This window comes from Streptomyces sp. NPDC058674 (assembly GCF_042716505.1).
GTDB lineage: Bacteria > Actinomycetota > Actinomycetes > Streptomycetales > Streptomycetaceae > Streptomyces.
In genome coordinates, this window is record NZ_JBHXSC010000002.1 from 159309 (window position 1) to 184892 (window position 25584).

The following is a 25584-nucleotide window of genomic DNA, read 5'->3' on the forward strand; positions in this document are numbered from 1 at the left end:
GGGGCCGGGCGGGCCGGGCGTACGGTCACAGGCTCCGGACGAACGCGCCGAACGCCTCCGGCGCCACGGTGAAGGCGGGCCCGTCGGGCCGCTTGGAGTCCCGAACGGCGACCCGGCAGGGCTGCGCGGCCACCTCGACGCACTCGCCCCCGTTGGTGCTGCTGTAGGAGGCCTTGCGCCAGCCGGCGGCGCCGAGGGGGGCGCACTCGACGCACTCGCCGCCGGTGTTTCCGCTGTAGCTCGACTTACGCCACCGCGCGTTGGTCAGGTTCTGGCTGGTGCCCATAACGTTCCTCCATTACGCGGATGATCAACGCCGCCGAAGCCTCCACAGAGAGAGCGGCGGCCTGCAGGTGAGCGTAACGAAGTGCGGCTTCCTTGACGGTGACAGGGTTGGCCGTCATGTGTCCGGAGATGAGGTCCTCCGAGTAGACGATGTCGGGATCGTCATCAAACCTCATGGTGGTGAACGAGCCGATCAGACTCGCGTGTTCACCAGCCGAGAATGGCAGGACCTGGATCCTGGCCCAGCGCCTTTCACTAAAGCTCAACAGGTGGGCGAGTTGCTCCCTCATGGACTCTCCACCGCCGATCGGCCGATACAGGGCAGCTTCGTCGAGCACCACCCAGACCATGGGCGGCTGTTCCCGGCCCAGGATCCGCTGCCGCTCCAAACGGGCGGCCACCAACTCATCCAAACCATCCGGCAGGCCGGTGGCCAGCACCGCGCGTGCATAGTCGGGAGTCTGCAACAGCCCGTACACCAACTGGGCTTGATACGTGGAGATGTACGTGGCCCGCGCCTCCATCTCCGCGTACGGCTGGAACCACGTCGGCAGCTGGCTGCGCAGGACCAGGCCGGCGAGGCGGGAGAACAGCCCACCGGTCCCCAGCGCCGCGTCCACCCGCTCGGAGAAGTCCCGGGTCGGGACCTTCCGGGCCGTCTCGATCTGGCCGATCAAGGACCCCGTGCAGTAGATGATCTCGCCCAGCTGCCCCTGTCTCAGCCCGGCGTCCTCCCTCAGCCTGCGCAGTTCGAAGCCGTAGTAGTCCAGCGGCGAGGCGCTGGGGTCGAGGTCGCGGATGTTGACCACGGGACGGTCACCCCCATGAGGACGCGGGTCGGATGCAGCCGTGGCCGAGCGTAGCGAGGCCGATACGCGGCGGTGTCCGGAATCCGGCAACCATGTGACACACCTCCGCCCCGCACCCGGGAAACCGGGTGCGGGGCGGGGTGTCGCTCGGCGCGGGGTGGGGGGATCAGCAGGCGCCGAGGTCCTTCCAGACACCCCATTCACCGGTGGTGCCGGGCACCTCGTTCTGCGTCCACCACTGGGCCTTGTACTTGCGGCCGTTGTGGGCGACCTCGTTGCCCGCCGTGTAGACGGTCCCCGCGACGTAGGCCGGGACGGAGCCGCAGCCGGTGGCCGGCGGGGTCGTCGGAGGCGTGGTCGGGGGCGTCGTGGGCGGCGTGGTCGGAGGCGTCGTCGGCGGGGTGGTCGGCGGGACGGTGGTCCCGCCGAGGGCGTCCGAGATCTGGTTCAGCAGCGTGGTGTTGTTGTCCAGGCCGAGCAGCGAGTACATCATCGCGCCGGCCAGGCCGCGCTGCTTGCCGTAGTCGACCCGGGCCTGGATGGACTTCTGGTTGAGGCCGGTGAAGAACTCGCCGTCCTTGTAGAAGTACGAGGCCTTGGCCTGGTCGTCCCAGAAGGTGGTCGCCGCGTTGTCGACGATCCCCCCGAGCTCCTTGTAGTTGGCGATGCCGGCCTGCTGGCTGGTGGGCCGGGCGGCGGAGGCTCCGGTCGCGGACTGGGCGAGGCCGTTGTTCGCCCCGGCCGGGACGCCCTTCCAGCCGCGGTAGTAGAACTCGTAGCCCAGGGTCAGCTTGTTGGCGGGGAAGCCGCCGGCGATGCCGTAGGCCGGGTTGCCGTCGATCCAGGAGTCGATGGCGTTGTCGATGCTGTACTTCTGGGTGCCCGGGGCGATCGGGTCGGTCGGGTCGCCGGCCGGGGAGTAGAGCGGCGACTGGTGGTACGTCGGCCCGTCGCTGTCCCACGCGCCGTGCATGTCGTACGTCATGATGTTCGCGTAGTCGAGGTACGCGCCGATCTTGTCCGTCTCGATGTACTTGATCTTGTCCTGGCCGGCCGGGAGGGCCGAGGTCAGCAGGTACTTCTTGCCGCCGTTGGCCGCGCCGTGGGCGTCGAGCTGCTGGCGGAACTCCTTGAGCAGGAGCGTGAAGTTCTGCTTGTCCTCGGGGGCATAGTGGTTGCCCAGGTGGCCGCCGGACGAGCCGGGGTACTCCCAGTCGATGTCGATGCCGTCGAAGATCCCGGCCGCGGCGCCCTGGCCGCCGAAGCCGCCCTCGACCGGCAGGTTGCCCTTGATGTACTGGTCGATGCAGGAGGACACGAGCTTCTTGCGGGAGGCGTCGGTCTTCGCCGCGTCGCTGAAGTACTTCGAGTACGTCCAGCCGCCGAGCGAGATGTTGATCTTCAGGTGGGGGTACTTGGCCTTCAGCTGCTTGAACTGGTTGAAGACGCCCACGATCGGCTGGTCCCACTTGTCCGCGACGCCGCTGACGCTGTCCGCGGCGCTGAAGGACTTCTGGTAGTCGGCGTACGAGTCACCCGCACCGTCACCGGCGTTGGGGTTGTTGTCGTCGCCCGCCGCCTTGTTCGCCTCGAAACAGGTGAGGTTGGTGGGGTGGATGTTGCCGAACGAGTAGTTGATCACGTCCAGCTTGCCCGCTATGCCGCGGGTGTCGAGGTGCTTGGGGTAGAAGGCGTTCCCGTACACGCTCCACTGGTCGTAGTAGGCGATGCGGACACCGCCCGCCGCCGCGCCGGCCGAGGCGCCCGCGGCCTGGGCCGTGCCGAGCCCCGCGAAGGAGGCGAGCGCTCCGGCTGCCAGCGCGGCCGTGGCGGCGGCCGCGATGAGGGGTTTACGGATGTGCATGAACTGCCTCCGGGGGGTGGGAGGGGGGAGCGAGAAGTTCGGGTGGGAGAAGTGATAGCGATCACCGGGGCCCCGAGTCAATGGTTTGGACCAAACAAGGACTAGACCACTCCGGGCGCAAACCCGCTCGTCAGAGACCTGAGCGCACATCAGAAACCGCTCGCCACCTCAGGTGACGAGCGGTTTAAGGTTGCCTTGAGCCACCCTGCGGCAAGGTTTCGGCAACAAACCAGCCAAACTCCGTTCGCGTGCGGTCAGCCCGCCTCGCGGCCCTCCACCGGCAGGCCGTACGCATCTGCGACGAGACCGTACGAACGCAACCGGGCCTCGCCCCCGTGGGCGTTGGCGGTGAGCATCAGCTCGTCCGCGCCGGTCCGCTTGGCCAGGTCGTCGAGTCCGGTGCGGACCTCGTCCGGCGTGCCGTGCACGACGTTCGCGAGCCAGCTGTCCACGAACTCCCGCTCCAGCCGGGTGTAGGGGTACGCGGCCGCTTCCTCGGGTGTCGGGACCAGTCCGGGCCGTCCGCTGCGCAGCCGCAGCATCGACAGGGCGCCGGTGAGCGCCTGGGCGCGGGCCTGCTCCGCGGTGTCGGCGGCGAGCGCCGCGACCCCGATGACGGCGTACGGGGCGTCCAGGGCGGCCGAGGGCCGGAAGCTCTGCCGGTAGAGGTCGAGCGCGGGCAGGGTGCCGGCGGCCGAGAAGTGGTGGGCGTAGGCGAAGGGCAGTCCGAGCTCGCCGGCGAGCCGGGCGCTGAAGCCGGAGGAGCCGAGGAGCCAGACCGGCGGCCGTCCGGTCGGGCCCTGCACCGGACCCGGGACGGCATGGACGCGGGCGTACGGGTGCCCGTCGGGGAAGTCGTCGTCGAGGAAGCGGACGAGCTCCGCGAGGCTGCGGGGGAAGTCGTCCGCCCCCTCGTCCAGGCGCCCGGCCCCGCGCAGGGCGGCCGCGGTCCGCGGGTCGGTGCCGGGGGCGCGGCCGAGCCCGAGGTCGATGCGGCCCGGGGCGAGCGCCTCCAGGGTGCCGAACTGCTCGGCGATGGCGAGCGGGGCGTGGTTGGGCAGCATGACCCCGCCCGAACCGAGCCGGATGCGGGAGGTGTGTGCGGCGAGGTGGGCCAGGATCACGGCCGGGGAGGAGCTGGCGACCCCTGGCATGGAGTGGTGCTCCGCGACCCAGTGCCGGTGGTAGCCGCGGGCTTCGGCGAGCCGGGCTATCTCCACACTGGTGCGCAGGGATGCGGCGGCGGTGCTGCCGGCGCCCACCGTGACGAGGTCCAGCACCGACAGGGGTACGGGCGCCCGGCCCCGTGCGGTGCCGCGGATCGTGTCGCGGTCCTCCTGTTGACGCGCGTCCCCGGTGTCACTCATCGTCGCTCCCGTCTCGATTCCACGTCGGTACGACATCTGTACGGACGTACCGGGAAGGGGAACCCCGCGAGGGCCCGGGACATTCCCGGGACGACACGCTTGACCTTGGCATATGCCAGTGGAGTAGATCCTGGCCGAACGATGTGATTGAGCCGTCAATCTCTTCAACAGGACCACCGCACCGGCCTGTTGGTGGCTATCGTGGAAGGGCAAGCGGTACCAACCTGGTAGGGGGAGACCGTGGCGCTGAAGCCCGAGCCGACCGCGCCGTTCCACTCGGTGCAGTACGCACTGCGCGTACTCGAAACGATCGCGCGGCACACCGGCGGTGTGACCGACGCGCAGATCGCGCGTGAGACCGGCCTGCCCACCGTGCACCTCGCCCCGATGCTGCTCATGCTGCGCCGCGAGGGGTACGTCCTGCAGGTCGCCGACGGGGCCTACGCCATAGGGGACTCCCTCGTCCTGCTCGGCTCCGGCGTCCACCGGCAGCAGGCCCTCACGGGCAAGCTCCAGGAGACCCTTGACCGGCTCCGGGACTCGGTCGGTGCCGCCGTCTACATCAGCAGGTACGTGGACGGCGAGGTCAGGATCACGCAGTTCGCGGACAGCCCCCGCACCCCGAAGGTGCACGAGTGGGTCGACTTCCGCTCCGCCGCGCACGCCAGCGCGGTCGGCAAGTGCCTGCTGACGCAGCTCGACCAGAACGGCCGGCGCGACCACCTGTCGCGCCACAAGATCGCCCGGCTCACGTCGAAGACGATCGTGAACGAACGGGTCCTCTTCTCCAAGCTCGACGCCCAGCCCGCCACCGTGCCGGTGCTGGACCTGCAGGAGTACGCCGTCGGGACGGTCTGCGCGGCGGTCCCGATCACCGCCGGCTCCTCGGTCGGCTGCCTGGCGCTGTCGATGCCGGTCGAGCACGCGCACCGGCTGCGGGCCGCCGCGGAGACGCTGAACCGGAAGGCCGCGCCGCTGCTGCTGTCGCTCACGCTCTGAGTACGGAGGGGGTGGCGGGGGCCGGGAAACACTTCGGGCGGTCCCCGGTGAACCGGAAACCGCCCGAAGGACAGGTGCGCCGCCAGGGACTCGAACCCCGGACCCGCTGATTAAGAGTCAGCTGCTCTAACCAACTGAGCTAGCGGCGCCTGCTGACAGAGAAAATACTACCCGGTCCCGCGGGGTGCTCAAAACCATGGTCCGCGCCCCTGCCGCAGGGCGCCCGGAGGGGCGTGGCGGTCCCGCCCGGTCAGCGGGGCAGCAGGTGGGAGCGGCCGTGGGCGCGGTACCGCGCGAGCAGGGCGGCGAGGTCCGCCTCCGTCAGGGGCCGGTAGTCCCCCTCGGGGGCGCGGTGCCAGACCGGGTCCGGGCCGGGGGCGGCGGCTCCCGTCGCCGCGGGCAGGAAGCCGGCGCGGCGCAGGGCGGTCCGGTGGACCTTGTTCGTGGCGGTGACGGGCATGGCGGGGACCACCCGCACGTACCGGGGGGACATCTTCGTGCCCAGGTCCGGCTGGGCGGCCAGGAACTCCGCGAAGGCCCGGGGATCGAAGACCGCGCCCTCGCGCAGGGCGAGGGCGGCCATCACCTGGTCCCCCGAGGCCTCGTCCGGTACGGCGTAGACGGCGACCGCCGCCGCCTCCGGCCAGCGGGCCAGGATGTTCTCGATCATCGCCGCGGCCAGGTTCTCGCTGTCGACCCGGAGGCGGTCGTCGGTGCGGCCCGCGAAGTACAGGAAGCCCTCCGGGTCACGGAAGAAGAGGTCACCGGTCCAGTACCAGCCGTCGCGGGTGCGGTCGGCCTCCGCCTCCGGATTGCGCCAGTAGCCCTCGAAGAGGCTGCGGCCCCGGTTGACGAGCTCGCCGATCGCCTCGTCGCCGTTGCGCAGGCGGCCCTCGGCGTCCAGCCGGGCCGGGGGGCACTCCAGGCCGGTCGCCGGGTCGATCACCGCCAGGTCGTCGCCCGCGCCGGCCCGGCCCAGGGCGCCCGGCGGGGTGTCCGGGGTGCTCTGGACGGAGGCGCCGCCCTCGGTGGCCCCGTAGCCCTCGACCAGCCGGACCCCGAACCGCTCGGCGAAGCGGGCGGCGTCCACCGCCCCGGCCTCGGTGCCGAAGCCGAGCCGCAGGGTGTGGTCGCGGTCGTCGGGGCGGGGCGGGGTGGCGAGGAGGTACTGGACGGCCCGGCCGACGTAGGTGAAGTACGTCGCCCCGTAGGCCCGTACGTCGTCCAGGAACGCGGAGGCGGAGAAGCGCCGGCGCAGCGCCACCGGGGCTCCCCCGGCGAGGGCGGGGAGCCAGTCGGCGATCACCGCGTTGCCGTGGAAGAGCGGCATGCAGACGTAGTGCACGTCGTCGGGGGTGACGGAGAACCGCCGGGCGAGCGCAGAGCCGGCGGCCGCCAGCCGGCCCTGGGTGCAGACGGCCGCCTTGGGGGCGCCGGTGGAGCCGGAGGTGAAGTAGAGGAGCATCCGGGAGGCCGGGCCCGGGCGGCCGAGCGTCGCCGCGCCGGGCTCGGCGCCCGCGTACGGGGCGAGCAGGGCCGCGTACTCCTCGGTGCCGGTGACGAGGACGCGCACGCCGGGCAGGTCCAGGCCGCGCAGCAGCGGCAGGTGGGCGGGCTCGGTGACCAGGAGGCGGCAGTCGGTGTGCAGGATGTCGCGCGCCAGCTCGGGTCCGCGCCGGGTGGGGTTGATCCCGGCGACGGCGGCCCCCGCGAGGGCCGCCGCGCCGAGCCAGAACGGGAACTCGGGGGTGTTGTCGAGCAGCACCCCCAGGTGGGGTTCGGCCCCCGGCGGCATGAGGTCGACGAGGAGCGCGGCGCGTGCGGCGGCCTCCTGGGCGGTCCGGTGGCGGGTGAGGACGCGGCGCTCGGTGTCCTCGTACATCAGACCGGGCCGGTGGTCGCCCCATTGGCGCGCCATGAGCTCCGCGACGGTTCCGGGTGCAGTCGTCGTCCGCATGCCGCCGGAGGTTAGCTGACGTTACGTCAGAACTGAACGTCGGAGCAGGAGTAGAACGCCATCGGGGTGTCGTTGACGGTCCAGACGGCGAGGATCATGTGGCGGCCCGACTTGCCGCTCGGCATGGCGCCCTGGTGGACGGTGGTCATGGACGGCCGGGCGCCGTTGTAGGCGACGGTGAGGAAGGGCTGGGGGTCGAGGGAGGCGCGGGTGAGGGGCTTGGTGCGGTCCCAGCCGTTCTTGGTGACGTAGTACTTGAAGTCGGTGGTGGAGTGGTTGGCGGTGAACTGCCACCGGAAGGAGTAGCTCTGGCCGCTGGTCACCGAGGTGGCCGGCCAGGCGCCGCCGCGCGGGTCGTCGAGCTCGGCGAACTGGGTGTTGCCGGCCGCGCATATCCTGCCGTCGGCGGGGCCGGCGGCCGGGAAGCCCTTGGGGCCCTCGGCGCTCTGCGGCTCCCACTGGATGGCTCCGCAGTTGGAGACCGTCTTGTTGGCGCAGAGCTTCTGGCGGCTGATGGGGGTGTCGGTGTAGCCGTGGCTGCTGGCGCTGGGGGCGCTGAGCAGGGTGGCACCGGCGACGAGACCGAGTCCGAGCGCGGCGGCGCCGGCCCGTCCGGGCATGCGGAAGTGACGCATGATGCTCCTTGAACGTGGGGGGAGTTCGGCGAGAGCGTGCGCACGCGTGGGGATGGTGTGGCGGGCCCTGGATCGCCGTACGGATTTCAGGTCTAGACCAAGTCCCAGATTATTGACATGAGTTGGCCGTGTCCATACCAACGGGGGAACGGGTGGTCCGGTTCGATACCGGCCACCCGTTCCCGTACCGCCGCGGAACGCGCTACTCGGAGCGTCCCGTGTAGAAGGCGACCGTCAGGTCCTTCACGAGGGCCTTGCGCTCGTAGTCGTCGAGCTCGACGATCCCGCGCGAGGTCAGCCGGTGGACGGTGTCGTCCACCGCGTCGACCACCGAGGTCAGCACCGTGTCGCGGTGCCGGGCGTCGATGGCCGCGACCCGGCGGCGGCGCATGGCCTCGGCGACCTCGGGCGCGTACTCGATCCGGATCGGCTGGGCCGAGAAGACCTCGACGCCGACGGCCTCGGTCTCGGCGGCCAGCATCCGGGTCAGCGCGTCGCCGACGGCCTCGGCGTCGCGCAGGGTCGGGGCGTCCTCGTGGAAGGCGTCGGCCGGGAGCTGGGACAGGACGCGGGCCATGGCCGACTCGACCTGCTCCGCGAGGTACTCGGTGTGGTCGGCGACGGCGAGGGTGGCCCGGGCGGTGTCCTTGACCTGCCAGACGACCTGGACGACGACCTGGAGGGCGAGGCCGCCCGAGTCCACGGCGGGCATGGGGTCGCTGCGCCAGTGCCGCAACCGCACGTCCACCCGGCGGCGCAGTAGGAGCGGGCTCACCCAGGTCAGGCCGGTACGGCGGACCGTGCCGCGGTAGCGGCCGAAGAGGGTGAGCACCCAGGCGTGGCCGGTACGGGCGCGGCCGAGGCCGCCGAGGGCGACGAGCGCGACGACGCCGAGGAAGGCCAGCGGAGGCCAGTGCGCGGCGCGCAGCCCCTGGTAGGCGCGGGGGGTCGCGCCGAAGGCGGCCACGAGGGGGGCGGGGACGACCCCGGCCCGCCAGAGGACGGCCGCGCAGCCGGCGAGGGCCAGGCCGCCGACGGCCACGCCGACCCAGCCGGGGAGGACGGGGCCGCGGTGCTCCCGGAGCCGGTCGTCGCCGCGGGGGACGCGGCGGCCGGGGGCCGGGCGGGGGTTCCGCGCGCGGTGGGGCGCCGTGCGGGCGGGGGCCGGCGCGGGGGCGGGGGGCCGGTGTGCGGCGCGGAAGGGCAGGTGCACGGGCACGTCGGTGACCGCCGTCCCGCGGAACCCCGCGACGCGGGGGATGTCCGGGGTGCCGTCGTCCTCCCGCTCCAGGCCGCGGGCCACGGCCTGCGCGACGATCTCGGCGGCCCCGGGGCCGGGGACGCCGGCGTGCGCGGTCTGCGGCACGGCGTGGGGGTGGAGGTCCGGCTGGGGTGGGGACTGCGGCTGGGTTGGGGACTGCGGCTGGGGCGGAGGCGCGAGTGCGGGCCCGGGCTGTACGCGGGCGGCGGGCACCGGGGTCTCGGCGCCTCCGCGCGGGGCGGCGACCACCGCGACCGGGTGCCCGTGCGGTGAGGCGCCGCCGGGCTCGGGTGCCTCGACGGCGGGCGTCGGGCGGGTGTGCGGCAGGACCGGCGCGGCCTCGGCGGGGCGGGCGTGGGACACCTCGTCGGCGTCGTCCGCGCCGCCCGCGGCCGGCGCGGGGACGGCCACGGCCGACGGGGCCGGCGCGGTCCGGGGCACGGCCGCCGGGGCCGCCGCCGGGAACGGCGGCACGGTCGTGCCGGTCTCCACCGGGGCGTCGGCCGGGGCCGGGGCGGCCTCCGGTGCGGCGGCGACGTCGGCCGCCGGGTCCACCGGCGCCGGCACACCGCCGGTCTCCACGGCCCGGGCCGAAGCCGGGGCGTAGTGGTCGTACGGAGCGTCCACCCGGTCCGGCGCCGCCCCGGCGCCGGGGACGTACGGCACGGCCGACACCGCTTCACCCCGGGTGGTCTCCGCCGGAAAGCCGGCGGGGGCCACGGGGGAAGGGCCGTACGGGACCTCGGCGACGGCGGACCGGGGCGCCGGGGGCGAGTCGGTACCGGCCGGGCGGGCGGCCGCCGGGAACGCCGCGGGCGGTGCGACGCCCGCCGGGGAGCCAGCCGGGGACGCCTCGGCCGGTACGGGCCCCGTCGGGGAGCCGGTCGGGAACGCCTCCGGTGGTGCGACGCGCGCCGGGGAGTGGGGCGGGGGCGGTGCATCGGGGGTTCGCGTGTGGGGCGGAGTGCCCGCAGCGGGGTCGTACGGCGGGGTCGGGCCCGTCGGCGGCGCGGTGTCCGGCCCGGTGGGCCGCGGGGCGGCCGGGGGGATCCGGAGGGTGCCCGTGGTCGAGGTGGTGCGCGTGGGGTACATCGTTGCCTCCGTCATGCGAACAGCCGGCGCCAGGTTTCCGGGCCCGGGTAGCCGTTGGCCGCGGCGCCGCGCCAGCCCTGCGCGCGCTGGAACGCCTCGACGTTGCGGCGGTCGGCCTCGCCCCAGCGGGGGCCCGGGCCGGAGGTGTAATACGTGCCGAAGCCCTTCGCGACCAGCCGGCGGCCGAGGGCGGCGACGGCCTCGTGCGACGAGCCGAGCCGGAAGACCGAGGCCCCGGGGTACGCCCGCACCCCGCCCGGCCCCGGCGCACCCGTCACCGAGGGCGGGATGTCCTTGCCTTGGCGCTCGACCAGCAGGCGCCACGTCTCCGCGCCCGGCAGGCCGTCCGCGTCGGCGCCCGTCCAGCCCTGGGCGCGCTGGAAGGCCTGGGTGGCGAGCCGGTCGGCCTCGGTCCACTTCTTGGCCGGGCCCTTCGGGTAGAAGCGGAAGCCGCCGCGGTCGACGAGCATCCGGCCCAGCCGCTCGATGTGCTCGTTGCTCAGCCCGGGCCCGAACTTCGCCGCGCCCGGGAAGGCCGTCGGCGTCGCCGGCTGGGGGCCCGGAGCCGGGGCGTCCGGAGTGATCCCGCCCGTGACCCCGTTGAACCGGTACGGCAGGTACTTCGCCGAGTTGGTCCAGTAGCCGTAGGGCGTCGCCAGTCTCCGCGTCGTGGGCTTCGTCTGCTCGTAGGCGATGTAGTGCTTGCGCGTCGCGTCCGCCCAACCGCCGAAGAGCACCACGTGCGATCCCTTGCTGGGGTCCGCGGGATTGTGGAAGAGCAGCATGTCGCCCGGCAGCAGATCGTCCTTGCCGATCCGGGTGGCGAACTTGTCGAGGCTGCCGGTCCACTCGTTCGTCCCGAGGTTCCAGGCCATGGAGACGTAGCCCGAGCAGTCCTGCCGGTAGCCGTCCGTCCAGTACTCGGTCATGCTGTACGGGACCTTCGCGTCCAGCCACAGCTTCGCCCGGTTGATGATCGTCGTCCGGTCGATCCGCCGCACGGCGCCCGGGACCCCCGGCGCACCGGGGGCGCCGGGCTGGCCGGCCTTCGGCCCGTGAAGCGGGGCCCGGCCGCCCTGCGGGGAGCCGGGCGGGTCGTCCGCGGTCAACGGCCCGGCGGCCGGCACGGCAGCGACCGCCGCGGCCGTGGCGCCGCCACCGAGGACCACTCCGGCGGCGGTGGCCAGGACCAGCGCCCTGCGGGCCCCGCGGGCGGCGGGGTGCCCCCCGTCCCGCAGCGGTATGGCCCGCGCCCGCGCGAGGGCCCGGCGGCGCTGAGCACAGCCCTGGCACCCGCAGTCGCCCGCGGGCTCGTACTCCTCGAAAACGGGCATCGGCATCTGCGTCTGCGCGTGCGTCGGCGGCTGCATCGTCATGCGGTTCCGTCCACTCCCCTGCTCGTCCACTGGTCGGTCGGCCCTCCGCCTGGCGGGGCATCAGGTGGGGCACGGCCAAGACATATCGTGCACGACAAACCACTCAAACATGGGTTAATCGGACAAGGCGGGCGTGGCTTGTCACGAGCACCCGCGCAGGTGGGGTAGAGTTTTGCCTGTCACCAAGCGCCGCTAGCTCAGTTGGTTAGAGCAGCTGACTCTTAATCAGCGGGTCCGGGGTTCGAGTCCCTGGCGGCGCACAGACGGAAGAGGCCCTCCGCAGCGAAAGCTGCGGAGGGCCTCTTCGTTTTCGCCCGTACGGGCGCGCGACCTAGACCGCCGTGCCGGCGGGGACGCCCGTGCCGGTCAGGTAGGCGGAGACCACCACATTGGCCGTGTACTCCTTGGCCGCCTTGTCGTAGGAGCCGCCGCAGGTCACGAGCCGCAGCTCCGCCCTGCCCGCGACCCGCTGGCCGTACGCCTTGTGCGGGTCGAAGCCCGCGCGCTCGTAGACCCGTACGTCCTCGATGGTGAACTCGGCGACGGACCCGTCGGCCCGCACCACCCGCACCTTCTCGCCCCGCTGCGCCGAGCTCAGTCCGAAGAACACCGCCGGCTTCGACTTGGTGTCCACGTGCCCCACCATCAGCGCGGTCCCGGCGGCACCCGGCTGGGTGCCCGCGCCCCACCAGCCGACCGTGCCCGGACTGCCGTACGGGGGCGGCTCGATCGCACCGTCCTTGTCCAGGCTCCGGGATATCACCGGAGCCTGGATGCCTATGGAAGGCACGTCGACGCGCTGCGGCGAGGAGCCCGGCATCGGGGCGTGGGCGGCCGGCAGCCCCGGCCCCACCGCGCCGTCGGCCTGGCCGGCCGTCGGCACCGCGACCCCGGTGAGCTGGCGGCCCCACAGCCACAGGCCCAGGACCAGCACCGCCCAGGCGGCGAAGGTCAGCAGCCGGCCGCCGGCCGCCGCACCGGCCCGGCTCACTCGCCGCTGCGGCGACGCCGCAGGGCCAGTGCGCGCCCCGCGACGGCCAGGGTGGCGGCGGCCGCGAGGACCGCGCCGATCACCGTGTGCGGCAGGCCCGGGCCCTGCGTCCCGTGCGCCTTCTCGGCGGTCGCGGCCGGCCGGGAGCCCTCGGCGAGCTCGGCGGCCATGCCGCCGCCGCCCGCGTGGACCGGCCAGACCGGCGAGGGGTGGTGCGTCGGGCGGTGGTGGCGGGTGATCTCGATGGACCCGGTGACCTTGTCGTGGCCGTCGCAGGTCACCCGGACGGAGTGCCGGCCGGGCGGGGCGTGCGAGCTGATCATCGCCTCGCCGTAGAGCGGGCTGCGGCCGCCGCCGTCGCGGCCGTACAGCTCGGCGTCCGCCACGAAGACGGACGACTTGGCGGCGCCCCGGGTGCCCTCACAGCCGTGGACGCGCAGCTTGACCTGCGCTCCGGGGTGGGCCGGGTCGGGATCGGCCGAGATGCTCCCGCGGCCGCCGCGGTCCTCCTCCCCGGCGAGGGCGGTGGGCGCGGTCACCGCGGTGAACGCCGCCAGGGTGACGGCCACACCGGTGACACGGAGAGCAGTGGGAATGCTGCGCATGGTGAACCTCCTCACCAAGGAGATTCACGCGCGGCGCGCCGCTCCGCATCCGGAGCGGCGCCGTACGTGTCAGCCGTACGCGCTAAACCAGATCGACCAGGTCGGCGATCGAGTCGACCGTCTTCGTGGGGCGGTAGGGGAACTTCTCGGTGTCCGCGAGCGAGGTCAGGCCGGTGAGGACGAGGAAGGTCTGCATGCCCGCCTCCAGCCCCGCCAGCACGTCGGTGTCCATGCGGTCGCCGATCATCGCGCTGGTCTCGGAGTGCGCGCCGATGGCGTTCAGGCCGGTCCGCATCATCAGCGGGTTGGGCTTGCCGGCGAAGTAGGGCTGCTTGCCGGTCGCCTTGGTGATCAGCGCGGCGACGGCGCCGGTGGCCGGGAGCGGGCCCTCGGTGGAGGGGCCGGTCTCGTCGGGGTTGGTGCAGATGAAGCGGGCGCCGGCGTTGATCAGGCGGACCGCCTTCGTCATCGCCTCGAAGCTGTACGTGCGGGTCTCGCCGAGGACCACGTAGTCGGGCTCGTGGTCGGTCAGGATGTACCCGATGTCGTGCAGGGCCGTGGTCAGGCCGGCCTCGCCGATGACGTACGCGGTGCCGCCGGGGCGCTGGTCGTCGAGGAACTTCGCGGTGGCCAGGGCCGAGGTCCAGATGTTCTCGACGGGGACGGCCAGGCCCATGCGGCTCAGGCGGGCCTGCAGGTCGCGCGGGGTGTAGATGGAGTTGTTCGTCAGCACCAGGAAGGGCTTGCCGGACTCGCGCAGCCGCTTGATGAAGGCATCCGCCCCGGGGATCGGGGTGCCCTCGTGGATGAGGACCCCGTCCATGTCGGTGAGCCAGGATTCGATCGGCTTGCGCTCTGCCACGGGATTGTTCTCCGCTCTGCGGGGCCTCTGACCTCGGGGGCCTCTGGTCTGTACCACCCTATCCGGGACGGGCCGTGGACGCGGAGGGCGTCCACGGCCCGGACGGTCCGGCCCCGGGGGGTCAGCCCAGCTGGACGTTGTCGACGGTCCAGTACCAGTTGTTGTCGCCGCTGTAGCGGAAGCGGACCTGGACGTCGGTGGCGCCGGCCGGGACCTGGAGCGCGATCGACTCGGACTTCGCGACGGCGTCGGCGGTGTAGCTCTTCACGACGGCCGGGGCGGCGCCGTTGTAGGAGACCAGGACCTGCGCGGTCTGCCCGGCCTCCTGGCGGTAGTGGGTCTGGAAGGTCAGGTTCCTGGTGGTGCCGCCGGTCACCGGCCACTTCGGGGTGATCAGGGTGGAGTCGAAGGTGCCGGTGTGGCTCTTGTCGTCCCACTCGTCGGAGTCGGCGACGGCGAAGACGTCACGGGAGCGGACGTTCAGCTCGCGCCACTGGTCCCGCTGGGACTGGCTCCAGAACTCGTCGGTGGCGAAGGTCCAGCCCGCCCACTCGGTGACGCCGCCCGTGCCCATCTTCGAGTTGTCCACGGACCAGCCCGCGGGCGGGGTACGGGTGAAGCCCTTGGTGCCGGCCGGTATGCCGGTCTCGTCCACGCGGGCCTGGAGGGCGGGGCGCAGGGTGTCGAAGGGGTCGCTGTCGGGGGCGTTCAGCGGAACCCCGTCGAGGCCCGCGGCGCTGACGCCGACGTGGGCGAGGGCGGTAGCGGCGACGTCGGCCAGGCGCACGTCGTCCCGTACCGAGCCGGCCGGGATGCCCGCGCCCCTGGCGATGACGAAGGTGCCGCGCTCGGCGATGCTGGAGCCGCCGTGGCCGCCGCCGCTGGTGTGGCCGTGGTCGGTGGTGACCAGGACCTTCCAGTTCTCCTGGGCGTACGCGGGACGGCTCTGGACGGCGGTGAGTAGCTTGCCGACGAGGACGTCGACCCGGGCGACGGCGTTCAGGTAGGCCTGGCTGGCGGCCCCCGAGGAGTGGCCGGCCGCGTCGATCTCGCCGAGGTAGACGAAGGCCGCGTCCGGGTTCTGGTCGCGCAGTTCTGCGGCGGCAGCGGCGGCGATCTTCGGGTCCTCGCTGCCGTAGCCGTCGCGGTCGCCCTTGAGGGAGAGCCGCTTGTCGACCTTGGCCGAGAAGATGGGGCCGTTCTGGTCGGTGGAGGTGATGGGCTCCCAGTCGGCGGCCGCGTAGGTGTTGAGCGTCGGCCTGGCGTTCTCGATGCGGGTCAGGAAGTCCGGGTGGGCGGTGTAGTTCTTGCCGGTGAAGGAGTTGTCCTTCACGCCGTGCTTGTCGGGCCAGACCCCGGTCGCGATGGTGGACCAGCCGGGGCCCGAGGAGGTCGCGGCCATCGGGTTCGCGTACAGGGTGCTGCGGGCGGTCAGGCCCTGGGCCATCAGGCCTTGCAGGTGGGGGGCGTTGGCGGCCTTGACGCGGTCGAGGACCGCGCCGTCGAGGCCGATCACGAGGACCTTGTCGGCGTTCGCGGCCGACTCCTTCGCGGTGGCGGTGTGCCCGCCGAGGGCGGTGGCGAGCAGGGCCGTGGCGGTGGCCGCCACGGCGAGGGCGCGTCCGGACAGGACAGCAGTGGGCACGTACTCCTCCGGGAGTAGTCGTGGGGAAGGCGCGGCAGGTCGGGGTGTCGTCGGGGCGGGTCCGGACCGCAGGTGCGGTCCTCGGTCCAGACCCGTTACCCGAGGGGCGTGGCGCAGGGGTCACCGTGCGGTGTCGCCGTGCAAGCGTCACTCTCGCGGCCTCGGGTGGCCAGGAAGTAACCGGTCAGCTTCCGGTTGCCGACTTCCACGCGTCCACGTAGCCGGTGAGGTTCTGGTCGATGTCGGCCCAGTCCGGCTCGAATACGTCCACGCCCGTCATGAGCCGGGTGAGCGCGACGGCGTTGGCGTCGGTCGGCTTGACGTCGGTGCGGGCCGGGAAGCCGCCGCCGACCCCGCTCACCTGCTGCTGGGCCTCCGTGCTGAGCAGGTGGTCCAGGAGCTTCCTGCCGTTCTCGGTGTGCGGGGCCTTGTCGACGAGGCCGGCCGCGTACGGCAGGGCGAAGGTGGTGGGCCGGGCGCCGTCCCGGGCCGGGAACCAGATGCCCAGGTTCGGCATGGAGCGGGACTGCGCGAAGTTCATCTGGACGTCGCCGTTGGCCACGAGCAGCTCGCCCTTGTCGGTCTTGGGTGCGAGCTTGCTGGTGGAGGAGGAGGGGCCGACGTTGTTGGCCTGGAGCTTCTTCAGGTACTCCATCGCCGGCTCCTTGCCGCCGAAGTCGTGCATCGCCTTGATGAGGACGGCGGTGCCGTCGCCCGCGACACCCGGGGTGGAGTACTGGAGCTTGCCCTTGTACCGGGCGTCCAGGAGCTCCTCCCAGGTCTTGGGGGCCTCGGCGAGCTCCTTCTTGTTGTAGACGAAGCCGAAGTAGTTGTTGACGACCGAGGTCCACTTGCCGTCGGCGTCCTTGTCCGCTCCGTTGACCTTGTCGGAGCCCTGCAGCCGGTAGGCCTGGAGCAGGCCCTTGCCGTCGGCCTGCTGGATGAAGGGCGGCAGCGTGATCAGCACGTCGGCCTGGGTGTTGGTCTTCTCGCGGACGGCGCGCTGCACCATCTCGCCCGAGCCGCCCTCGACGTACTTGACCTCGATGCCGGTCTTCTTGGTGAAGTCGGCGAAGACCTTGTCGTACCAGCCGTCGCCCTTGTCGCTCTTGAGGCCGTCGGCGCTGTAGACGGTGACCACCTTCTCGGCGGCCCGGGAGTCGGCGGAGGAGGAACCGCCGCAGGCGGTGAGGGTGGTGGTGAGGGCGAGGGCGGCGGTCAGCGCCGCGGTGGTGCGGAGCAGGAGCGTGCTGGGCATGGGGCTTCCTCCTGGGGAAGGGGGATTCGGGCGGGGGACGTCGTACGGGGACGCTGCTGCGGGGGACGTCGTACGGGGGCGTTGGCGCGGGTCGCTCAGCGGTACGAGGCCCTGGTGCGGATGCGCGAAACGGCCAGCAGGACGAGCAGCGTGGCCGCCATCAGCACCACGGCGACGGCGGAGCCGCCGAAGAGCGCACCGCGGTCGGTGGCCGTGAAGACGCGGACGGGCAGGGGCATCCAGTCCGGCGGGTAGAGCATCATCGTGGCGCTCAGCTCGCCCATGGACAGGGCGAAGCAGAGGCCGCCGGCGGCGGTGAGGGACGGCAGCAGGAGCGGCAGCCTGATCCGCCACAGGACGTACGCGGGGCCGGCGCCGAGCGAGGCCGCCGCCTGTTCGTAGGCGGGGTCGAGCCGGACGATCGCGGCCGAGACCGACTGGTAGGCGAAGGCGGTGACGAGGATCGTGTGCGCCAGGACGACGATGGAGCCGGTGCCGTTGAGGAGCAGGGGCGGCCTGCTGAAAGCGACGAGTACGGCGAGGCCGACGACCACGGACGGCACGGCGACGGGAAGCACGAACAGCGCGTCGAGGAGGCGCTTGCCGCGCTTGCCCAGGGCGGCGGCGGCGAGCGCGGCCCAGGTGCCGAGGGCGAGGGCCAGCACGCTCGCCGTCACCGCGGTGACGAGGGACGTGGTGAGGGCCTGTAGGGATTCGCCCCGTACGGCTGCGGCGTAGTTCGCGGTGGTCGGTCCGGAGGGGAAGGCGCCGGACCAGTGGGTGGCGAGGGAGGCCGCGACCACGACGAGCAGCGGCAGGGCGAAGAGGGGGAGGAAGAGGAGGCCGAAGAGGGCCCAGGCGGCCCAGCGGCCGGTCCGGCTATGCACCAGCACGCTTGCCCACCACCCGGTAGAGGCCGAACAGGCCGACGGAGACGGCGATGTTGACGACGGCAACCACGCAGGCGGCCGCGTAGTCGGATTCCAGGATGGCCTTGCCGTAGACGAGCATCGGCAGGGTCGTGACGCCCTTGGCGCCGGTGAACAGGACGATCCCGAACTCGTTGAGGCACATGACGAGGACGAGGCTGCCGCCGGCGGCGAGGGCCGGGAGGGCTTCGGGGAGGATCACCCGGCGGACGATCCGGGCGGGCCGGGCACCGAGGCCGGCGGCGACCTCCAGCTGGGCGGTGTCCAGTTGGGAGAAGGCGGCCAGCAGGGGGCGCATCACGAACGGGGTGAAGTAGGTGATCTCGGCGAGGAGGACGCCCCAGGGGGTGGCGAGGAACCGGAAGGGGCCCTCGGGGGCGCCGGTGAGGTCGGTCCAGGCGCCGTTGGCCATGCCGACGGTGCCGTAGACGAAGAGGAGGGCGAGGGTGATGAGGAAGGAGGGGAAGGAGAGGAAGACGTCGATGAACTTGGCGACGGCGCGGGCCCCGGGGAAGGGGACGAAGGCGATGACGAGGGCGAGCGCGAAGCCGAGGACGAGGCAGCCGGCGGTGGCTCCGACGGCCAGCCAGACGGTGGTTCCGAGGGCCTCCCGGAAGGCGGTGGAGGCGAAGACGGAGCGGTAGGCGTCGAGGGCGCCGCCGCCGTTCTCGGGGGTGAAGGACTGCTGGACGACGAGCCCGAGGGGATAGAGGAACGCGAGGGCGAGCACGGCCACGGGCGGCAGGGCCCACACGCCGCGCGGCAGCCGGCGGCTCCGCGGCGCTCCCCCGCCGGGCCGGCCGAGCCCCGGCTCGCCGGAACCCCGCCCGGCGGACGGGGCTTGGGCCGGGACCGGGACCGGGGTTTGGGGCTCGGGCTGGGTTTGCGGTGGCGGGGTGGGGGCGGGGGCTCGCCGCGAGGCGTCACGCATGGGACACCCCCGCCGCCAGCAGCACCGCGTCCCGCGGTTCGAAGTGCAGGGTGACCCGGTCCCCCAGGGCGGGGGTCTCGCGCAGTTCCGGCAGGTCCGCCTTGACGCGGTGGCCGGCGACGTCGACGTACAGCCGGTGCGTGGAGCCGCGCCACTGGACCTCGGCGATCGTGCCGCTGAGGGCGTTGGGTCCGTCGCCGAGGCCGAGCAGGTGCGGCCGTACGCACAGCGTGGCGTGCGAGCCGGGCACCGCGCGGCCGCGGTCGAGGAGCAGCGGACGGCCGGCGAAGACCGCTCCGGCCTCCGCCACCGTGACCGGGAGCAGGTTCGCGTTGCCGACGAACGAGGCGGTGAACTCGGTGCGCGGCGCGCGGTACAGCTCCTGCGGGGTGCCGCAGTCCCGGAGTCGGGCCCGGTCCATGACGGCGATCCGGTCGGCCAGGGTGAGCGCCTCGACCTGGTCGTGGGTGACGTACAGGAGGGAGACCTCGGGCAGTTCGCGGTGGAGCCGGGCCAGTTCGGCGAGCATCCCGGAGCGCAGCTGCGCGTCGAGCGCGGACAGCGGCTCGTCGAGCAGGAGCACGCCGGGCCGGATGGCGAGGGCGCGGGCGATGGCCACGCGCTGCTGCTGGCCGCCGGAGAGCTCGCGCGGGTAGCGCCTCGCGTAGGCGGCCATCCCCGTCATGTCCAGGGCCTCGGCGACCCGGCCGGGGATCTCCGCCTTGGTTGTCTTGCGGGCCTTCAGTCCGAAGGCCACGTTCTCCTCCACCCGCATGTGCGGGAAGAGCGCGTACTGCTGGACCACCATGCCGATGCCCCGCTTGTGCGGCGGCAGCGCGGTGACGTCGCGGCCGCCGATGAGCACCCGGCCCGCGGAGGGCCGTACGAACCCGGCGACCGCGCGCAGCGCCGTGGTCTTGCCCGAGCCAGAGGGGCCGAGCAGGGCCATGACCTCGCCCGGCTCGACGGTCAGGTCGAGGGAGTCCAGGACGGTGGTGCCGTCGTAGGCGACGCTGACCCCGTCGAAGCGGATGCCGCTCACGTCGACTCCGCCAGGACGGAGGGGAGTTCGGCGATGGAGGCGAGGACGTGCGTCGCGCCGTGCTCCACGAGGGCCGCGCGGTCGTGGGCGCCGGTGAGGACGCCGGCCACGACGCCCGCGCCGGCCCGGCTCCCGCTGAGCATGTCGTAGGCGGTGTCGCCGGCGACCACCACGTCACGCACGTCGGCGACGGCGCCGGTCCGCAGGAAGGCGGCGAGCACCATGTCCGGGTAGGGGCGGCCGCGGCCGCCCGCGTCGGCCGGGCAGAGGGTGAGGTCGGCGAGGTCCGTCCAGCCGAGGGCGTCCAGGATGGCGTCCTGGGTCACCCGGGCGAAGCCGGTGGTCAGGACGACGGTGCGGCCGTCGGCGCGCAGCTCCTCGATGGTCTCGCGGGCCCCGGGGAGCGGGGTGACGAGGCCGCCGGAGACGAGGTCGCCGTACGCCTCCTCGAAGGCGGAGTTGGCGCGCCGGGCCAGCTCCTCGCTGCCGAAGAGGTGGCGGAAGACGGAGATCTTCGACTCGCCCATGGTGTCGCGGACGTACTGGAGCTTCTCGGCGTGGTCGGGGGTGCCCGGGGCGACGCCGAGGCGTTCCGCGGCGCGCTCGAAGGCCTGCTCGACGAGCCCTCCGTCGGCGACGGTGGTACCGGCCATGTCGAGGACGATCAGCCTGCGGTCGGCGGCGCGGGAGCCGGTCCTCCGGTTCACGTCCGCGTTCGGGTCCGCGTTCGGTTCTGCGTGCGTGTGCGTGTGCGTGTTCGTGTCCACGTACGTGTCGGTTTCGGCCTCGGCCTCGGTGCGGGTCGTTTCGGTCATCCGGCTCACCAGCCCAGTTCGTTCGCGGTGGTCTCGGCTATGGCGGGCGAGCAGGTCATGCCGCGGCCGCCGGGCCCGGTCACCAGCCAGACGTCGTCGGTCACCTGCTGGCGGTGGACGACGCGGGTGGTGTCGGTGCACTGCGCGTACACGCCCGCCCAGCGGCGCCGGATCTTCGGCAGGGGGCGGCCCAGGAAGGCCTCGGCCACTGAGGAGAGGTGCTCGTAGGGGTCTTCGAGGGTGTCGAACGCGAAGGGGTGCTCGTACTCGTGGGTGTCGCCGATGGTCAGTCCGCCGTCCTTGCGCTGGACCATCAGCAGCTGCATCTTGTGCGCTGCGGCGATCGACGCTTGCGCCTGCTCCCTGTTGAGGCCGTCGAGCGCGGGCGACGCGTAGGCGGGGTAGTAGCGGAAGCTGTCGGCGTCCGCGATCGAGGTGGTCAGCTCCTCGCCGAGCGGCTCCGTCTGCATCATCTGCAGCCGTACGCGCCGCACGGGCAGGTCGTGCGCCAGCTCGCGGACCAGGCCGGACAGCCAGGCGCCGGTGGCGAGGACGACCACGTCGCCGCGGTGGATGTACCCGTGGTCGTCCCGTACGCCGCCGTGGCCCGCCAGGGCCCGGACCTCGCGTCCGGGGACGAAGGTGTAGCGGCCGCTCGCGCGCAGGGCCTCGCGCAGGTGGAGCTGTGCGGTGCGCGGCTCCACGGCCGCGTCCCGCTCGCACCACAGGGCCGCCTCGAAGTCGCCGCGCAGGGCCGGGTTGATCTCCCGGGCCTCGGCGGCGGTGACCAGCTCGTAGCCGCGGGCGGCGGCGTCGGGGCGGGCCGCGGCCGCCTCGGCGACCGCGTACTCGCGGGCGGTGCGGACGGGGGTGAGGGAGCCGTTGGCGCGAAATCCCAGGCCGGGCACCTCCGCGCCGATGCGCTCCCAGAGCTCGCGGGCCCGCAGGGCGGTGTCGAGCTCCTCTCCCCCGGCCCGGCCGCTGACCCAGATCTGGCCGAAATTGCGCAGTGATGCGCCGCGTGCCTCCGCCTCTCGCTCGATCTGGACGACCTCGTGGCCGCGTTGGACTGCTTGCCAGGCGTGCATGGTGCCGACCACGCCGCTTCCGACGACTATGACTCTCACGGCGTCCACGGTGGTCCGCCGCCGTGGCCCGGGAGGGTCGGGCCGGCGACGGGCCGGTGAACGGCCCTCGACACTTGGACTAGACCCGTTACCTTTCTGTGACATCAGCGTGCCGTTTCCGTCCGGTTATGGGTGGTCGGGCCGGGGCTAGTCAGCCCGCAGGCGGGTCGTGAAGCTGAACCGGTCACCACGGTAGAGCGACCGCACGCGTTCCAGGGGCACGCCGTCCTGGTCGCGCGAGAAGCGGTGGATGAGCAGCATGGGCAGGGCGGGCGGGGTGCCGATGAGGAGGGCCTCGCGGGGGGTCGCGAGGACGGTCTCCAGCTTCTCGTCGGCGTCCCCGAAGGAGATGCCGAGGCAGTCGCGGAGATATCCGTAGAAGGAGGAGTCCGGCTGGAAGTCGCTGTCGAGGCGGGGTGCGCGGGCCACCCGGAGGTACGTGCTCTCCAGGCCGACGCGCTCGTCGTCGGCCAGCAGGACGCGCTCCAGGTGCCAGACGGGCTCGCCGGGCTTGGCGCCGATGCCGGCGGCGAGGTCGGGCGGGCAGGGGAAGCGCTCCAGGCCGATCAGGTTGCGGCCGGGCCGGCGGCCCTGGCGGCGTACGCCCTCGGTGTAGCTGGCGAGGGAGAGCGGCTGCTCCAGCTTCGGTCCGGCGACGACGGTGCCGCGGCCGGAGCGGCGCAGCCGGCCTTCGAGCAGCAGCTCCCGCAGGGCTTGGCGGACGGTCTCGCGGGAGACCTCGTACCGGTCGGCGAGGTCCCGTTCGGTGGGCAGCGGGCCGCCCTCGCCGAGCTCGTCGAGGAGCGCGGCGATCCGCGCCTTGACGGCGTAGTACTTGGGGATGCGGCCGTGCTCGGGAATCCCGGAGCGGACGGGCGACCCGGGGCGGTGGTGCCGGTTCTGATCTTCCACGGTCGGACTCTATGCGGGCCGGGTGAACGGCTTCCGTACGCGGCTTGCGTACGCGGCTTCCGTACGCGGGCCGGGACGCCGGGGCAGGGGCGCGGGCGCGGGGGCGGGGGCGGTGTAGGCCCGGGGTGTGGCGCGCCGGGGGTATGGCGGGGTCAGCGGGCGGGGGTGCGCAGGCGGCGGGCGCCCAGCAGGAGTCCGCCGCCGGTGGCGAGGGCGGCCACGGCGCCGGCGCCGTACGCCCAGTCGCGGGGGCCGGTCTGGGCCAGCGCTCCGGCCCCGGCGCGGTCCTCGTCCCGGGAGCCTACGACGGAGAAGCGGTAGCCGCCGGCCTCGCCGATCCAGTCGCCGTCGTCGCCCTTGCGCTGTACGAGAGCGGCGTCGGCGACGACCTCGCCGGCCGGGGTGTCGGGGGCGAAGGCCAGGGCGACCTTGACGGTCAGCGAGCCGCCGGCGGCGACGGTGAAGCCGGGAAAGGCCTCGCCCCCGTCGAAGACGGCGATGATCTCGTCGCGGTCGGTGGCCTCCAGGCTGACGGGGAGGGCGCCTCCGGGGGCGTCGAACTCCATCTGCAGGTGGGCCGGGCGCAGGGCGCGGGCCTTGTCGGTGAACACGACGACGGGGTGGATGGCCGTGCACACGGAGGCGGTGGTGTTCGTCAGGTCCAGGTACCAGGTCTGCGGGCCGCCGCCGGTGCGGTAGACGGCCGGGCCGCCGCGGATGCGCGCTCCGATGGGGAAGGCGGTGCTCTTCCCGTCGCCGCAGGTGGCCTGCGCGCGGGAGGGCAGGGCGGGTGCGGGGCGGGCCCCGCCGCCCGTGCCCACGTCGGCGCCGGCGGAGGGGGCGGTGGCCGCGGCGAGGGCGGCGGAGAGTACGGCGGTGAGGGCAAGGGCTTTGCGCAGTCGCATGGAAGACCTTCGCTTATCGCCGGACGGGACGATGATCGGACCAGGTGACTATCACCCCGGCCCGGCTCGCACCCTGCCACGCACGCGCGAAGCCGCGCCGGGCGCCGCGCGCGAGTCGTTCCGGTTTACGCCCGGATGGCGGACCAGGTCAAGCGACCCCGCCCCACGCCCGCCGGTACCACTGAGCCACGAAGCCACTGACCCGCTGCCGGAGCCGGTTCGGGGCGGGGGCGGGGGCGGCCGGGCGGCTGGGTGCAGCGGGCCGCCGCCACGGGACCGGGCCGAGGGGGTCAGCCGTGGCCGAACAGGGGGGACAGGACCAGTTCGGCCGCCCCCTCGGCCACGCCCCTCGGGGCCAGGGAGACCGTGGGTGCTCGCGGGGTCAGGGCTCGGGCCGAGAGAACGGCGCGGACCCCGGTCGTGAAGACCGCCGGGGCCGCCGTCACCACCCGGCCGCCGAGGTGGACGTGGTCCACGTCCAGCAGTGCGACCAGGTTGGCCGCGGCCTGGCCCAGAATCCTCGCTGCCTCGGGGAGGTCGCCGCGGGCCACCGCAGCCATGCAGAGCACCTCCGCACAGCCCCGAGCCCCGCAACGGCACGGCGGGCCGTCCAGCATGAGCACCTGGTGGCCGAACTCCCCCGCCGCCGAGCGTGACCCCCTGTGGAGCCGTCCGCCCAACAGCAGCCCGGCACCGAGCCCGGTACCGACGTGCAGGTACACGGAGGTCTCCGGGACCCCGGACGCGTCCGGAGTCCCGGGCACCTCCGGGGTCCCGGCGGTCCCGCAGATTCCGGAGGGTCCGGAGGGTCCGGAGGGTCCGGAGGGTCCGGAGGGTCCGGAGGGTCCGGGAGGCCCGGAGGGTCCGGGAGGCCCGGAAGGTCCGGGAGGCACCGGCGGCCCGGGGGGCACCGGCGGCCCGGGAGGCCCCAGCAGCCCGGGAGGCACCGGGGGTCCGGACAGCCCGCTGGCCCCGCCCGGTCCGGCGGACGCAAGGGACCCAGCGGGCATAGGGGGGCCGGCCGGCATCGGGAGGCCGGCGGGCGTCGCGGCATCGGCAGGCGTCGCGGGGCCGCGGGGCATCGCGGGGCCCGGGGATGTCGCAGGGCCGCGGGGCGTCGCGGCATCGGCAGGCGTCGCGGGGCCGCGGGGCATCGCGGGGCCAGGGGATGTCGCAGGGCCGCGGGGCGTCGCGGTATCGGCGGGCGTCGCGGGGCCGCGGGGCGTCGCGGGGCCAGGGGTTGCGGGGCCATGGGATGTGGCGGGGCCAGGGGTTGCGGTCGCGGCCGCACCGGCGTTGGTGTCCTTGTCCAGGAGCACGGGCCGGCCCAGCCGCTCCTCCAGCACCTCCCGCAGCGCGAAACCCTCCCACCCCGGGAACCCCGTCACCCGGCCCATCACCCCGGTCCGGTGGTCGAGCGGCCCCGGCGCGGCCACGCCGACCCCCAGGAGCGGCGGCCCGGCCGGGTCCGCGACCCGCGCGACCGCCCGTACGACCGCCTCCACCGCCGCCTCGGGGCCCGCCGCGAAGTCCAGCGGGCCGCCGGTCTCGGCGAGCACCCGGCCCGCCAGGTCGACCCGTACCGCCCGGAGTTCGTCGCGGTCCAGGTGCACGCCCACCGAGTGGCGGGCCTGCGGGGCCAGCCGGAGCAGGGTCCGCGGTTTGCCGCCGGTGGACGCGGCGCGGCCGGCCTCGGCGAGCAGCCCCTCCGCGCCGAGCCGCGCCGTGATCTTGCTGACGGCCTGCGGGGTGAGCCCCGTACGGGCGGCGAGCTCGGAGCGGCCCAGTCCGGCCGGTCCGGCGGCGCGCAGCAGGTCCAGCAGCAGCGCCTCATTGTGCCCGCGCAGCGCCGGCAGATTCGCCCCTCCGCGCCCGCCGCGCACGCCGCGCCCATCCCGCTCGCCGCGCCCACCCCGC

Annotated in this window: 22 protein-coding genes, 2 tRNA genes and 1 pseudogene; 2 read left to right on the forward strand and 23 right to left on the reverse strand. The window is 73.7% G+C overall.

From position 1 onward, the window contains the following. Positions 1 to 25 precede the first annotated feature (25 nt). The 4 genes from ACFWU6_RS02005 to ACFWU6_RS02020 form a co-directional block, all read right to left on the reverse strand. Entirely contained in the window at positions 26 to 286 is a 261-nt protein-coding gene (locus tag ACFWU6_RS02005; RefSeq protein WP_383808680.1) for a DUF397 domain-containing protein, read from the reverse strand. Beyond that, complete coding sequence (locus tag ACFWU6_RS02010; RefSeq protein ID WP_383808682.1) at positions 246 to 1094, reverse strand: helix-turn-helix domain-containing protein; 849 nt, start codon at positions 1092 to 1094, stop codon at positions 246 to 248. The genes ACFWU6_RS02005 and ACFWU6_RS02010 overlap by 41 nt, the downstream gene beginning before the upstream one ends. A gap of 166 nt (positions 1095 to 1260) precedes the next feature. Beyond that, positions 1261 to 2958: a glycosyl hydrolase family 18 protein gene (locus tag ACFWU6_RS02015; RefSeq protein ID WP_383977649.1), complete on the reverse strand. Its 1698-nt coding sequence runs from the start codon at positions 2956 to 2958 to the stop codon at positions 1261 to 1263. A gap of 254 nt (positions 2959 to 3212) precedes the next feature. Further along, entirely contained in the window at positions 3213 to 4325 is a 1113-nt protein-coding gene (locus tag ACFWU6_RS02020) for an LLM class flavin-dependent oxidoreductase (RefSeq protein WP_383808687.1), read from the reverse strand. A 240-nt stretch (positions 4326 to 4565) separates the two neighbouring features. Between ACFWU6_RS02020 and ACFWU6_RS02025 the strand changes: the two genes are divergently transcribed. Next, positions 4566 to 5324, forward strand: a complete 759-nt coding sequence (locus ACFWU6_RS02025) for an IclR family transcriptional regulator (protein WP_383808690.1) — start codon at positions 4566 to 4568, stop codon at positions 5322 to 5324. Positions 5325 to 5399: 75 nt separating this feature from the next. Here the strand turns inward: ACFWU6_RS02025 and ACFWU6_RS02030 are convergent. The 5 genes from ACFWU6_RS02030 to ACFWU6_RS02050 form a co-directional block, all read right to left on the reverse strand. Continuing rightward, positions 5400 to 5473, reverse strand: a tRNA-Lys gene (locus ACFWU6_RS02030). A gap of 101 nt (positions 5474 to 5574) precedes the next feature. Beyond that, positions 5575 to 7281 carry an AMP-binding protein gene (locus ACFWU6_RS02035; RefSeq protein WP_383977652.1) on the reverse strand — a complete coding sequence of 569 codons (1707 nt, stop codon included), beginning with the start codon at positions 7279 to 7281 and terminating at the stop codon, positions 5575 to 5577. A 26-nt stretch (positions 7282 to 7307) separates the two neighbouring features. Then, entirely contained in the window at positions 7308 to 7901 is a 594-nt protein-coding gene (locus ACFWU6_RS02040; protein ID WP_383808701.1) for a lytic polysaccharide monooxygenase, read from the reverse strand. A gap of 217 nt (positions 7902 to 8118) precedes the next feature. Then, positions 8119 to 9852: an SPFH domain-containing protein gene (locus tag ACFWU6_RS02045; protein ID WP_383977656.1), complete on the reverse strand. Its 1734-nt coding sequence runs from the start codon at positions 9850 to 9852 to the stop codon at positions 8119 to 8121. 428 nt (positions 9853 to 10280) lie between these two features. Continuing rightward, positions 10281 to 11609 (reverse strand): peptidoglycan-binding protein, encoded by a 1329-nt coding sequence (locus ACFWU6_RS02050; protein WP_383977728.1) that lies wholly within the window; start codon positions 11607 to 11609, stop codon positions 10281 to 10283. A gap of 222 nt (positions 11610 to 11831) precedes the next feature. Between ACFWU6_RS02050 and ACFWU6_RS02055 the strand changes: the two genes are divergently transcribed. Then, positions 11832 to 11905: transfer RNA gene (locus ACFWU6_RS02055), tRNA-Lys, on the forward strand. 71 nt (positions 11906 to 11976) lie between these two features. Here the strand turns inward: ACFWU6_RS02055 and ACFWU6_RS02060 are convergent. The 14 genes and pseudogenes from ACFWU6_RS02060 to ACFWU6_RS02125 all read right to left on the reverse strand — a co-directional run. After that, positions 11977 to 12636 carry a class F sortase gene (locus ACFWU6_RS02060; protein ID WP_383977659.1) on the reverse strand — a complete coding sequence of 220 codons (660 nt, stop codon included), beginning with the start codon at positions 12634 to 12636 and terminating at the stop codon, positions 11977 to 11979. Continuing rightward, a complete protein-coding gene (locus tag ACFWU6_RS02065; protein ID WP_383977662.1) occupies positions 12633 to 13241 on the reverse strand; it encodes a hypothetical protein in 609 nt (202 codons plus the stop codon). The genes ACFWU6_RS02060 and ACFWU6_RS02065 overlap by 4 nt, the downstream gene beginning before the upstream one ends. An 82-nt stretch (positions 13242 to 13323) precedes the next feature. Beyond that, entirely contained in the window at positions 13324 to 14103 is a 780-nt protein-coding gene (locus tag ACFWU6_RS02070; RefSeq protein WP_383802869.1) for an HAD-IIA family hydrolase, read from the reverse strand. A 121-nt stretch (positions 14104 to 14224) separates the two neighbouring features. Continuing rightward, positions 14225 to 15748 carry an alkaline phosphatase family protein gene (locus ACFWU6_RS02075; protein WP_383802871.1) on the reverse strand — a complete coding sequence of 508 codons (1524 nt, stop codon included), beginning with the start codon at positions 15746 to 15748 and terminating at the stop codon, positions 14225 to 14227. 184 nt (positions 15749 to 15932) lie between these two features. Next, positions 15933 to 17006 (reverse strand): 2-aminoethylphosphonate ABC transporter substrate-binding protein, encoded by a 1074-nt coding sequence (locus tag ACFWU6_RS02080; protein WP_383977665.1) that lies wholly within the window; start codon positions 17004 to 17006, stop codon positions 15933 to 15935. Between the two features lie 95 nt (positions 17007 to 17101). Continuing rightward, on the reverse strand, positions 17102 to 17899 hold the full coding sequence (locus tag ACFWU6_RS02085; protein ID WP_383802875.1) for an ABC transporter permease: 798 nt from the start codon (positions 17897 to 17899) through the stop codon (positions 17102 to 17104). Then, positions 17886 to 18866, reverse strand: coding sequence for a 2-aminoethylphosphonate ABC transporter permease subunit (locus ACFWU6_RS02090; RefSeq protein WP_383977668.1), 981 nt, complete (start codon positions 18864 to 18866; stop codon positions 17886 to 17888). Before ACFWU6_RS02090 ends, ACFWU6_RS02085 begins: the two co-directional genes overlap by 14 nt. Then, a complete protein-coding gene (locus ACFWU6_RS02095) occupies positions 18859 to 19908 on the reverse strand; it encodes an ABC transporter ATP-binding protein (RefSeq protein WP_383802879.1) in 1050 nt (349 codons plus the stop codon). The genes ACFWU6_RS02090 and ACFWU6_RS02095 overlap by 8 nt, the downstream gene beginning before the upstream one ends. Further along, positions 19905 to 20723, reverse strand: coding sequence for a phosphonatase-like hydrolase (locus ACFWU6_RS02100; protein WP_383802881.1), 819 nt, complete (start codon positions 20721 to 20723; stop codon positions 19905 to 19907). The genes ACFWU6_RS02095 and ACFWU6_RS02100 overlap by 4 nt, the downstream gene beginning before the upstream one ends. A gap of 5 nt (positions 20724 to 20728) precedes the next feature. After that, complete coding sequence (locus ACFWU6_RS02105) at positions 20729 to 21850, reverse strand: TIGR03364 family FAD-dependent oxidoreductase (protein ID WP_383977671.1); 1122 nt, start codon at positions 21848 to 21850, stop codon at positions 20729 to 20731. 147 nt (positions 21851 to 21997) lie between these two features. Beyond that, on the reverse strand, positions 21998 to 22762 hold the full coding sequence (locus ACFWU6_RS02110; protein WP_383802885.1) for a GntR family transcriptional regulator: 765 nt from the start codon (positions 22760 to 22762) through the stop codon (positions 21998 to 22000). Positions 22763 to 22914: 152 nt separating this feature from the next. Continuing rightward, entirely contained in the window at positions 22915 to 23667 is a 753-nt protein-coding gene (locus ACFWU6_RS02115) for a hypothetical protein (RefSeq protein WP_383802887.1), read from the reverse strand. Positions 23668 to 23957: 290 nt separating this feature from the next. Then, on the reverse strand, positions 23958 to 24821 hold the full coding sequence (locus ACFWU6_RS02120) for an ROK family protein (RefSeq protein ID WP_383977731.1): 864 nt from the start codon (positions 24819 to 24821) through the stop codon (positions 23958 to 23960). A 111-nt stretch (positions 24822 to 24932) separates the two neighbouring features. Further along, positions 24933 to 25550, reverse strand: a pseudogene (locus tag ACFWU6_RS02125) (ROK family protein); the annotation flags it as partial. Positions 25551 to 25584: the final 34 nt, after the last annotated feature.